The 11,334-nt window shown below is 45.4% G+C and carries 10 protein-coding genes and 2 pseudogenes; 7 read left to right on the top strand and 5 right to left on the bottom strand.

Features of this window, described 5'->3' with window-relative positions; genetic code table 11:
* Together ACE1CM_RS21495 and ACE1CM_RS21490 are read left to right on the top strand one after the other, a co-directional pair.
* Window positions 1-589, top strand: a pseudogene (locus tag ACE1CM_RS21495) (Uma2 family endonuclease); the annotation flags it as partial.
* A 36-nt stretch (window positions 590-625) separates the two neighbouring features.
* The gene (locus ACE1CM_RS21490; RefSeq protein WP_374880194.1) at window positions 626-829 is read left to right on the top strand and encodes a hypothetical protein; all 204 of its coding nucleotides are present in this window, start codon (window positions 626-628) and stop codon (window positions 827-829) included.
* Here the strand turns inward: ACE1CM_RS21490 and ACE1CM_RS21485 are convergent.
* On the bottom strand, window positions 816-1,592 hold the full coding sequence (locus tag ACE1CM_RS21485) for a hypothetical protein (protein ID WP_374880192.1): 777 nt from the start codon (window positions 1,590-1,592) through the stop codon (window positions 816-818). The genes ACE1CM_RS21490 and ACE1CM_RS21485 overlap by 14 nt on opposite strands.
* A 25-nt stretch (window positions 1,593-1,617) precedes the next feature.
* On the opposite strand from ACE1CM_RS21485, the gene ACE1CM_RS21480 reads away from it, so the two are divergent.
* From ACE1CM_RS21480 to ssb, 4 genes are all read left to right on the top strand, one after another.
* Window positions 1,618-1,812, top strand: a complete 195-nt coding sequence (locus tag ACE1CM_RS21480) for a hypothetical protein (protein WP_374880190.1) — start codon at window positions 1,618-1,620, stop codon at window positions 1,810-1,812.
* A gap of 39 nt (window positions 1,813-1,851) precedes the next feature.
* Window positions 1,852-2,403 (top strand): tetratricopeptide repeat protein, encoded by a 552-nt coding sequence (locus tag ACE1CM_RS21475; protein ID WP_374880189.1) that lies wholly within the window; start codon window positions 1,852-1,854, stop codon window positions 2,401-2,403.
* A complete protein-coding gene (locus ACE1CM_RS21470) occupies window positions 2,400-2,882 on the top strand; it encodes a hypothetical protein (RefSeq protein WP_374880187.1) in 483 nt (160 codons plus the stop codon). Before ACE1CM_RS21475 ends, ACE1CM_RS21470 begins: the two co-directional genes overlap by 4 nt.
* Window positions 2,883-3,025: 143 nt before the next feature.
* A complete protein-coding gene (gene ssb / locus ACE1CM_RS21465) occupies window positions 3,026-3,313 on the top strand; it encodes a single-stranded DNA-binding protein (protein WP_374880185.1) in 288 nt (95 codons plus the stop codon).
* Between the two features lie 664 nt (window positions 3,314-3,977).
* Here the strand turns inward: ssb and ACE1CM_RS21460 are convergent.
* Together ACE1CM_RS21460 and ACE1CM_RS21455 are read right to left on the bottom strand one after the other, a co-directional pair.
* Window positions 3,978-5,996: a pentapeptide repeat-containing protein gene (locus ACE1CM_RS21460; RefSeq protein WP_374880183.1), complete on the bottom strand. Its 2,019-nt coding sequence runs from the start codon at window positions 5,994-5,996 to the stop codon at window positions 3,978-3,980.
* A gap of 29 nt (window positions 5,997-6,025) precedes the next feature.
* Entirely contained in the window at window positions 6,026-6,373 is a 348-nt protein-coding gene (locus tag ACE1CM_RS21455) for a hypothetical protein (protein WP_374880181.1), read from the bottom strand.
* On the opposite strand from ACE1CM_RS21455, the gene ACE1CM_RS21450 reads away from it, so the two are divergent.
* Window positions 6,345-9,008, top strand: coding sequence for a hypothetical protein (locus ACE1CM_RS21450; protein WP_374880179.1), 2,664 nt, complete (start codon window positions 6,345-6,347; stop codon window positions 9,006-9,008). The genes ACE1CM_RS21455 and ACE1CM_RS21450 overlap by 29 nt on opposite strands.
* A gap of 205 nt (window positions 9,009-9,213) precedes the next feature.
* Here ACE1CM_RS21450 and ACE1CM_RS21445 read toward each other — a convergent pair whose 3' ends face one another.
* A complete protein-coding gene (locus ACE1CM_RS21445; protein WP_374880178.1) occupies window positions 9,214-10,932 on the bottom strand; it encodes an ankyrin repeat domain-containing protein in 1,719 nt (572 codons plus the stop codon).
* A gap of 245 nt (window positions 10,933-11,177) precedes the next feature.
* Window positions 11,178-11,334: pseudogene (locus ACE1CM_RS21440) on the bottom strand (element excision factor XisI family protein); the annotation flags it as partial.

Below are 11,334 nucleotides of genomic sequence, written 5' to 3'. Positions count from 1 at the left end.
AAAGCTCCTAAGTTTTGAAACATTTTTGGAGCAATATCGTGACAATCCCCGCTATGAACTCGCTGACGGAGAATTAGTTGATAGGTCACCTACCGGGCCTCACGAAACCGTGGGGGGTAAACTGGCAACTCAAATCGGCATTGCCATTACTGCGGAAAAACTCCCCTGGTTCATTCCCCGCACTTGTTTAATTCGTCCTTTCGCAGATGCAGCTACCGCTCGCCGTCCCGATATTGTCGTGTTAGATGAAACTGTTCTCTCAAGCGTTCCCTTATGGGAAAGAGAACCTGTGATTACCCTGGGACGATCGATCAAATTGGTGGTAGAAGTTGTCAGTAATAACTGGGAAACAGACTAGGCCCGAAAAGTTGAAGAATATGCCCTTTTAGGAATTGGTGAGTATTGGATTGTTGATTATCGCGGCTTGGGGGGAGTGGCTTTTATCGGTAAACCGAAACAACCGACTTTCACTGTTTGTCAACTGATTGACGAAGATTACACCCAGCAACAATTTCGCCTCGGTCAACCGATTATTTCTCCTCTGCTAAAGAGCTTGCAACTTCGCCTTGATGACATTCTTCCTCGTTAGGCGATCCGTCTGGCGGGAATTTCGGAGTTGGCTTTGGTGAATATACTCGATGATAAGGATTTGCTGAATTTAGCTCGTGAGATGACAGTAGCGCTCGTCAAAAGCAACCCGAATTTAGAAGAGAATCCATTGATGGTTGCAGATATAAAAAGGCGATCGCGCTTCACGGATGAGAAAAGCGATCGCCTTTTGGCGACCAAGTTTTTAACAGCTGGTAGTTTGAGCTTTATGTGGTTATGAAATCTCTAGTTGAGAGTTGAATACTGCCATTAGATGACGAAACTCCCAATGCAACAGCCAAAACTTCTTTAGAATTACTGCTCAAAACAATGGCTGTATCATTGCTGGAATAGCCATACTGACTACCAGAGCGCAATTGATATTGACTGAGGCTTCCTTGGACTTTGATCTTATCACCCTGGGATTTTGAAAAATCTTGAATGACAGCCCAACTATTACCTAAGTAGCCTTTTCCGTAAGAACCACCGATGACGAAAGTATCTGCACCTGCATCGCCGCGTAAATAGTCAACTTCCCCATTTCCGCTCAAGCCACTATAGTAAAAGGCATCTAAAACATCGTTACCTGCGCCGCCAATGACAGTATCATTTCCAGTCCCGCCAAATAATAAATCATTGCCGTCATTGCCATAGAGAAGGTCATTGCCACTGTCGCCTCGAAGGGTATCATTTCCTCCGGCTCCAGTTACCGTGTCATTTCCTCCTAAACTGTTAATATTGTCGTTACCCGCACCTCCTTTAATGTTGTCATTGCCAGGTGTGGGAGTACCTCCACGAGATTGCCAAAAGGCTTGCAGGGGACTCATGGTAGCATTCAAGATAAAGTTCTGGTCTTTACTTGCACCGCCAGTTCCTTGGAAAGGCGGAGTCCGCACTTCAAGGTGCAAGTGATTTGCCCCTGATTGATTGCCAATTTGACCGAGGAGTTGCCCTGCACTGACAGAACTTCCTTGTCGCCATGATGAAAGTGAACATTCATTCAAATTACTATTTAATATCTGGTAAAAAGTGAGTGGAAGATTATGGTTTTTATCTGACTGTAACGATTATTTTCGCTGCGGTAATACTAGAGATGTAAATAATGTTGAGGTTCAAGCACAGCTATTAAGCGAACTGGGCTGGGCTTACATGGAAGGGGAAGATTTTGTCCATGCCCAGCAATATTTCCAGGAATCGCTACAGAAGTATCAATTGCTTAAATAATTTTTAAAATAATGTAGGTTGCTACGCTATTTGGGAGTATTGGCACATCAGCAAAAGCAATGGGAAACTGCTCTGGAGTATTATCATCAAGCTGGGGAAATTTTGAATATCAAACCTAGCCAAATACCTATTGATGATAAATTGGCTTTTTCTGAAGCAGAATTACCAAATGTTATTGGATGCGTGGATCTTGATTTGAGAGATTTTTCTGCGAGTTATCAGCAGTTTCATAGATCTATAAAAAAATATCAAATTTTACTAGAAGATTATCCTAATTTGAGAAGTCGGTATCGCTACTATCAAGCAAACCCACTGCTAAATTTGGGGCAATGGCACTTTCTACAAGGAGATTATGAGCAAGCTAGACGTTACTATCAAGACTGCCTCCTACTCAGCAAAGAAATTAGTCGCAATGATACAATGGCTACTGTACTACTAAGTTTAGCTGAGTTAGCAGAGGTAGAGGGCAACAAGGAAGAGGCTATAAAACTAGCAAGTGAATCTGAGCGTGTTGCTGGTACTGAAATTACCTCTGTACGGGATCGTGCTGCTCTTTTCAAGGAAAAATTGCTGTCAAAGGCAATCTTTTGACCCTGGAGCTTCCCAACACCAGACAAGCTGGTGCAAAGTTTCGCTCTTCTATCCACAAATACTGTGCTACTATTGTCTTCTCTGAGCTTCCAGAAAACCCTAGAACAATCTTAGAGGATATAGCCAACTTGCAGGAGATGGGGGAGGATCTAGAAAATATAGATCCTCCTACTAACCCAGAGGTAGAGCAGGTGGAGGTTGAGCAAGCAACTGTTGAAAAGAGGAAAAATTCTAGAGATGAACCTAGAAACATATCCTCGCCGACTCCTTTGGAAGCAGTAGAAGATGCTGAGTTAACCGGAGATAGTTCAATCGATGACTTGGTAAAAGATTCTACTTTAGTTACAGAGCAACACCTTTTAAAACTGAGTAAAACCAAGCTCAAAAAGTTAGCTGGTGAATACAACATCTCAGGCAGAAACAAGATGGAACATCACTCGCTAGCTGCTATCCTGGCTGACAAAATGCAAGTTACCTAAGAAATTCTCCCATCAATCCCCTTTGGATTGGTGGGATTTCTTTAGTTTTGCTTTGATAGGCAATTGGTGCTGTCGCACAGTAATTATTGCGACATGATTAGCGCTGTCGCCCAGGTAATGATAGCATTCAAATGGAGAGGAGCATGTCAGACAATTTAAACGTCATCAACCTGGTTGGTCCCGTGGGTCAAAAGCCGGAAACCCAATATTTTGAAAGTGGTGCTGTCCTCACAAAACTGTCTCTAGCTGTCAATCGTCGCCCCAGCAAAAAAGAGGAAGAACCGGATTGGGTAGCGCTGGAAATTTGGGGTAAAATTGCCGAATTTGCTGCTAATTACACAGATAAAGGCAGCTTAATTGGCATTCAAGGTGAACTCAAGCTAGATGAGTGGATCGACCTCACCACGGGTCAGCAACGGCACAATTTCTAAGCAGCGGATTGATGGCGACGTAGTGGGAACTTTGAGTGAGGAAATAATGCAATTAGTGGATGCTGCAATTAAATTACATTTGGGGGTGAATTGAAAATAATTGAAAAAATGCGTCGGACTCTCACCACATCCAAAAAAGCATATCGCATTTCCATCCAGCCCGCCCGGAAATCAATTTCAAAGGCTTTTAGCTCAAGTCGGTTAAAACCGACTGATAAACCTCAGAAACCCGGTAACTTCTGCGAAACCGGGTTTCTTTCCACCCAGTCCATTTTAATGGACTTTCCCTATTAGCCTGCGATTTAAATCGCAGGCGGGCTGACAGCGAAGCCTACCATCGATTTGAATCCCAGGCGGGCTAACAGCAAAGTCAACCATCAATTTCAATCGCAGACAGATAATTTTACTGATGCCAGATATTAATTTGAATAAAATCGCTAACACATCAACATCACCAACACAACGAAAATCCGACCTGACAACAAAACCAAATACAGCAAATTCAATCATCTGCTAACGCTGATAAAACTCAGTAATCCCTTGAAAGCGAAACTCCCAACCGTCTCTCAACAAGAGTTTGTATCTCCACAGACATTATTGAAAAACCTCCGATGCTGCTGTTACCTTTGGACTGGAAAAAACGATTCCCTCATCTTCCCGCTTTCTATTTCAAGCCTAGCTTTTTACGAAACTCTTCATCGGATTCCGCTTGCTGCCAATTCTTAGCAGATTTAACTTGTTCAGGAGTCAAATTTATGGCATCTGTAAAGTCAGCACCATTGAGGTTAGCACTATTGAGGTCGGCATTATCAAGGTTAGCGCTGTTGAGGTTGGCATTGCTAAGGTCAGCGCCACTAAGGTTGGCATTGCTAAAGTCAGCCTCACTAAGATTAGCACTGTTAAAGTTAGCTTGACTTAGGTTGGTATCGATGAAGATAGCATAGTTAAGGTTAGCATCTCTAAGATTGGCAGCACTGAGATCGGCATTGCTGAAGTCGGCACTATTGAGGTTGGCACTATTGAGGTTGGCATTGCTGATTTTGGCACTGCTAAGGTCAGCACTGCTAAGGTCAGCACCGCTGAAATTAGCATTAGCGAGAATGGTACGGCTCAAGATAGTACCGCTGAGGTTAGCACCTTTGAGATTAGCGTTGAAAAGAAATGTACCGCTGAAGTCGGCACCACCAAAGTCAACATCGCTGAGGTTGACATAGCTGCTGATATTAAGGTTCACCAGCTCCTGAAGTGCTTTGATTCTGACAGGACTATCAATCCTCTCACTATTCACGATTGCCCAAAGTTGCCTTATCCTTATTTCTCGCCCAGCAAATACTGCTAAACCGAGGGAAACTATTAAACCCAGTTCAACAAACTTGATGCGATTATTTCGTCTCTGCCTTAAACTTTGCCCAATAAAATCTTTAGCAAAATCCGATAACCTCAGATTTCCACCTTCCTGCTTGTGAAACACCTTCGCTTCAGTCAACACTTTCCCCCCAAGCAAATAATCCTTCGCCTTTCCTCTATCTCCCCACCTCTTAGCAGCATCTTCAATTTCCCGTTTTTGAATCAACTTTTTCCGATTCTCATCAATCCACTGACGCAACAAACCCCATTCCCGAATCAAAGCTTCATGCACAACCTCAACCGTTTCTTCCCCAGTCGCCTGATCGCGTCCCGTCACCACCAAACGCTTATCAGCTAACTGCATCACCAAATCCCAGTTATCCCCTCCCACCTCAGCACGGGTAGCCAGTTGTCGCGTGTCCTCCGTCCCTTCCCCCACACGCACCAACTGGATAAAGATTTGCTGTATCTGTTTCCCGTCTATCTTCTGAGTCAGTTCCTCATACACCGCTTGTGCATACCCAGCCAACGCCTTTTCCACACCTTTGATATCCTCGTAAGCATCATGGGTGAGCCGATTGTTTTTCTGTCTCCTCCACAACTGCTCTAAAGCAAACTCCAGCAAAGGCAGATTACCCGGTTCCCGCTTCACCGCATCCAGAATTCGCTCAGTCAGCCCCTCCTCCAGTTTTACTCCCATTTCCTCCGCCGGACGCTCAATTGCTTCCCGCATCTCCTCCCGGTTCATCGCACCGAGCAACTGCGGCTTATGCTGCTGTAAGGCTTCTCCAAAAGTTGGGTAATTCAGCACGTGACTCAAAAAATCAGCCCGTAGCGTCAACACCACCGTTAAATCGTTCGGCGTTGACTGAATTGCTGCCAGCAACGCATCCACAAACGGCTGTTGCTCCGAATCATTGCGCGGATTATAAAGTTCCTCAAACTGGTCAATTACTAACAGCAACCGTTTGCCGGGATAGCGTGCCAAAATGCTTGCCACCACCTGCGGTAGCGTCAACTCCCGTTTCAAGTCAGCTACCAATTCGGCTGCTCTACCAGGCTGCTGAATTTCGTCTAATTCCGGCTTCAGCAACCGCACCAGCGCCGAAGCAAGTCCAAAAAAAGGTTGATTCTGAGGACGAAAAGACTCAATCAGCCAGTTTCCCTTTTGTCTCAACTTGGGAATCAGTCCCGCAAATACAACCGAAGACTTCCCACTACCTGAAGGGCCAATTACCGCTACTAACGGCTGTTGATATACAACTTCAACTAAACTATCAACAAACTTCTGCCGCCCAAAGAAAAACTTTTCATCCTCCTTCCGAAAAGCCGACAAACCCCGATAGGGACAATCATCGACGCTAATTACTTTTTTTCAATTGCACCTCGAAACAGCCGTCTGATTGGCCCAAAAGCCCTTCTCAACGAGCTTTCCGTATCTAGTTCCACCTCATAGGAAAGAATCCCAGGCACGAGAGGCAAAGCTGCTTTTAGCTTGGCTGCCGCAGGTAACTCTTGTTCGTTCAACTTATCCCGAATTTCCCGTAACAACTGTATGAACTCATCGGCATAATTGGCACTCGATTGGTTGGCAATTACTTCAACTTCCGTGTTATTTACCTCATCTGAAGGTAAGGTGTTAGGTGTGATGGGTGTTGCCGTTGATAACCATAAAGAGCAAGTCGTGCGACAGTGGTTAGAATTGAGGGGCATTGAATTTGTCGAAGTTTCTAAAGAAGAAGCACAGTTAGAGACAGAAAAGGGTTTGACTGTTTTCCAACTTGCCATCAACACTATTGAACCAGAAGCCCTCCACATTCTTACAAGCAAGTTTGGCAAACCGTTAGAAGGATCGGACTATTTCCAGCAGCTTAAAACCTTGCCCGATAGACCTGAGATTGTTGCAAACAACCCGGTAAAAATTGTCCAATTGGATCAAGTAACCGAGATTGAATCAAAACATTCTCTTGCTCAAATTCAGCAAGATATGCTGGAAGTTAAAGAAGGTATTATCGTGCAGCAGGTTAACTGCCAGTATAAGATGGGTGCGGGACTTGCGGAGGCGTTCGCGCCAGCGTGCCGGAGGCATATCGCAGATAAATGGCCTCAAGTAAAACAAGCCTATTTCGACAAACAAAACTGGCAATTGGGTGAGGTACAATTCGTAACCGTATCAAAACCCAAAGAACCATCTTTAGCCATCGCAAACGTCGCGGGTCAGTGCAATTATGGCACCAATCAAAGACAGACAGATTTTGAGGCTTTAAAACAAGGATTAGCTCAAGTCAACCAGTATGCCAAAGACAATAACCTCCCCATTTATATCCCCTCTCGCTTGGGGTCGGGACTCGCTGGCGGCAAAACTCAACAGGAAAAAGATGCAACTTGGGCAATCGTTAAAGAGATTATTGCCCAAGAGTGTCCCACGGCAACTATCTGTGCAAAACCGCAAGAATTAGCCGCCACCATATCGGGAAAACCCAATCCTCTGCCCGTTTCTACTTGCATTGATGCCATGGGCGGGTATGGTAGATGCCACACTACCAGAAGTTACGAACCATTAAAACAATATGGATTTAAGGAAGGCGATATTGCGATTGCACAAAGTGCAGGCGCGGCTAGCGCAATCGCAGATGGAGGTTCTGTGCAAGTCGCCTTCCGGGTAGGCAAGCAATACCCGATTACAAAAGAAATGATTGCCGACCCAACTTACCAACAACAATGGGCCCAAATGGAGAAGCATAACGCCAAAGCACTGCCACATTTATTTAAAGATAAACCCCAAGTTTGGGGACTGCACATGGAACCGCTGGGCGATTATGTTGATGGAAAAATCTTACCATTTTCTGCGGTCAACCAGGAGCATTCACGGTCACATCCTAAAGCGATCAGCGCACCCATTAATATCGGTTCTCGCAGTACAGATCCTTTGGGTGCAGCACTGACTAGCCCCACAGTCAAAGCTAAAGAATTGGGAAAAATTCAACAAGATTATCCGGTTTCCTTCCTCACAAACCCGTTTGTACCTGCTGGAAGTTGTCGTGCCGAAACTTGGCCTGTTGATAAACCCGCAGGCGTCCCCTTTGTTTCGGCAGAACAAGCATATCAGTATTACAAAGAAACCGTGACAAACGGCGAACCCAGAGTGCAACTAATGACTGCAATTATTGCAGCCAAACTCCAGCAGCATCCCCGTTTGTTTGAGGCGATAAAAGACCGGGGTGGAGTGGAATGGTTGGAAAGTTGCACCCATTACGTGACTTCCAGCAGAGACAATTATTGGGAAGGAAAAGGGAAAGATTCTCCCTTTATTCGTGCCTTGATTGCAGGGTATTCGCAGGTATTGGAAAGAGCTAAAACGGATGTAGCAACGTCGCAAGTTCCGACTGTAGCAGAAGCAATTGCACATTCCCCACCAGCACTAACCACCGAAGGAAAGAACGCTACCCTTCCCCCGAAGACTCGTAACCCTCTCGCCAATCTCCAACCTCTAAACGAAAAGGTTGCTGGCAATTTTCCCAAAGATAGGGCAATGGCTGAAGTTGCTACGCAATTTATTGGCACTTCAGCTAACCCGAATACACCCAGTTCTACTGCTAATTACGAAAAAGCTTGGGGAGAACTTGCTAACACAGGGGTCTATTCTGCGAATGATATCATTATGGTTTCTGGTAACGGCCCCTGGCGTGCTTCAAATGAACAAATTGAAACCACTTTTAAGAACCATTATGTTCCGCTGTTAGAGAAAGCGATCGCATCACGAAGTTCTTTTGTAGTAGGCAACGCTTCCGGCACCGATCAATTAGTACAAAACTACCTCAAAGAAAACGGTTATTCTCTAGAACAAGTTAACGGATACACCAAAGCTAACCCACCCGAACTCACTGCATCTGTTTCTACTGCCTCACCCCACCCAGCTATTCCCCAAGCTGGGGTGATGGCAGAAACGATCAATACCTACGAACAAGCAACTTTAGAAACGCTAAGAACCTGGTATGCCGCCGCCGATAAATTAGGAAAATCATCTGAATATCTTGCCAGAATTACAGAAGTTGCCAACACTTTTAAATCTGGTCAAGCTTTATCAGAGCAAGCGCTTATTGCTATGAACAAAGACTTAGAATCGCTTCGTTCCCTCAACCGTCTGACTCAAATTACTCAAAGAATTGCCGATGTCCTTGGTACTCCTAGTACTGATGGTTCGACTGAGGTTAAAGGCAAAATTTACGATCTCCAAGTCAATCCTCTGAGGAGGGATTTATTAATCTCTCAAAAAGATGGGACGGTTGTCGAATTCGGTACTGGTAACTTAGGCGCATACTTTATATACAAACCGGTATATTTATAACATAAAATAATTCAATATTTGCTGCGATTGTTATTAGTTATCTACAATTACTCTCCCACTAATACTGCTTATATAGTGCGAGTCCCATTGTCGCATTTTGATGGGTGTCGGTTTTCATCCTGCTAGGAAGGCTACTGCCAATTTTTCAGCTAGTTTCTGGCAGTTTTCACTGGGGTCTACTATTGATGTTTTACAGCTTCGAGAGTCATGATGATTCTGCCTCAACTCGATGCCAGCAATGCTGATCTAAGTCCAGAATGTACGTTGCAGTATTGTCAACCAGCATCGGCTTATCCTGTTGGATCGCCCAAACCTTTCCACTGCTGATGTGAAGCTGACGATCTCGTGGAACCGCACGATGGCTACTAATCCAGCCTGGAGACTCTCCTTGGGTGGAGACTTCCTCGATCGCAAAGGTGATGCAGTTGAGACGATAGATTGGGGTTTCGCCAATTCTGCGATCGCTGGAGTACCCTAAATTGCCAATGATGTAGATCCAGCCATCGACCCAGGTTGCGGTATGAAAATCAGTGGGCGGAAATACGGTTCTGGGATACCCGTAAATCTGGAAATCCCCGTGCCCATCATAGACCACGACATCGTTATAAATGTAAAAGTCTGGATCGTAATAGTCCTCGTGTTCTCCAGCAATTTCGACCACTCGTCCATCTGGCAGTCGTGTGATTGATTGTCCAAATCGATCAAAGCACCAAACAGCTTCTTCGGCATTATATTCAGTGTCGTGATAGTAAGAGCGAGCGGTACAAGCGCCACCCCGGAATCTCACCATCTCTCGCCAAAACGGAACATTCATCACTTCTGGATTGCGTGTTCCAAACCGAGGATATTTGTCAGCGTCGTAGTGCTGACGAGCCAATTCCCATTCTCCTGGAAAGTCCACTTTGGTGAAGAGGCGTCGATCTGAGGATTCAATGTCAGCGAGATCTTCTCCTGCTGCGATTAATCCTTCGATCATTTCTACACTGCCTGCTTTCTTGATTGCTGTTCCGTTGTATTCATCGGATTGGGAAGCGATCGCGCCTGCGTTTAACAAAATTGATGCGGCTTCTACCTGGTCAAGTTCTGCTGCTAGCATTAATGCTGTTTCGCCAAATTGATCCGCAGCATTTACATCCAAGCCTAATTCAATCAACCAAGAGAGCATGGGAAGATTACCAGACTCTAGGGCATACATCATGGGCAGCTTGCCACAGCGTCCAGTGGCTCGCGGATTTGACCCTGCATTGAGCAAGTATTGAGCCTTTTCTAGATCTCCCGCTTGCAGGCTCAGAAGCCAAGGTGTACGCTCCCAGTCATCGACGGTCGTCAAGTCTGCACCTTGTTGCAGTTGGGCTTCTATCTCCGATACAGTTCCAAATGCGACTGTGTGCATTAGATCTGTCCATCCAAGTAGAGCGCGATCGCAGCCTGCCTCCAAAAGGACTTGCACCATCTCAAACCAGCCACAGCGAGAGGCAACACTCAACGCGGACTCGCCATAGGAGCTTCGACCCTGCAAACCAGCCCCCTTTGCAATCAAAAATTTCACGAGTGCAATTTTCTCTGCGCCTTGCGCTTCGCTGAACATGGCATCGATCAGCACGTCATAACCATTCGCATCGACGTAGCCAATCTCCGCTCCCAAATTCAGCAGCAGTTGAACTTTCTCAAGGTTGCCAGAGCAGACTGCCCAATATAGGTCAGATTTTCCCTGCTTGGGTGTGAGCGATAAGGTTGCACCTTGAGCGAGCAGAAATTCCACCATGTCTATCCCGGTGATTGGACTTGCAAGGGCGCATTGAAGCGGGGTTTGGGGTTTAAACGAATCAGCAGTGGAGTTGATCGAATCGATACTGACTCCCAATGCTAGTTCTTGCTGAACGCCGATGATGTCTCCACGCTGAGCGTAACGATCAATTTTCATGCTCGCTTCTCAATCTGGTTCAGAAGATAGATTCACTCAACGAGATAGGAATTCTGGATACAGGTTTCAAATTGTTGCCAATCACAATCAGACTTCTCCAAAAAAGATTCTGGAAGCCTTATATATCAAGATTGCAACTCTAGTTTCTGGAGAGGTTTCTTGGCTTTCCTAACTGTGCAGGGGGGTTACTCGTGGGTGTGCGATCGCCCCGTATCTTTTCCGCGCTTGCGCTCGCACCTACCACTTTAACCAACAGCAAACTCAGTAAATTTCCGTTTATAGGGTGCTTTAAAACCCAAAACTATATCTTGTGCGCGGAACACCAGCTTCTACTAATTCATTAGCTACTCCCATTTCAGTGCCATCCCGTTCGCTCCAAATTTTACCATCTTTAATTTCCAC

The organism is Microseira sp. BLCC-F43 (assembly GCF_041929235.1).
Classification (GTDB): Bacteria; Cyanobacteriota; Cyanobacteriia; order Cyanobacteriales; family Aerosakkonemataceae; genus Microseira.
The sequence above is the reverse complement of the archived record's forward strand: the minus strand, read 5'-3'. Positions and strand labels throughout refer to the sequence as shown.

What these genes read in the sequence shown, in the direction of transcription:
- ACE1CM_RS21455 (WP_374880181.1), bottom strand. Translation starts at nt 6,373, where the DNA reads ATGCCCCTCAATTCTAACCACTGTCGCACGACTTGCTCTTTATGGTTA.
- ACE1CM_RS21445 (WP_374880178.1), bottom strand. Translation starts at nt 10,932, where the DNA reads ATGAAAATTGATCGTTACGCTCAGCGTGGAGACATCATCGGCGTTCAG.
- ssb (WP_374880185.1), top strand. Translation starts at nt 3,026, where the DNA reads ATGTCAGACAATTTAAACGTCATCAACCTGGTTGGTCCCGTGGGTCAA.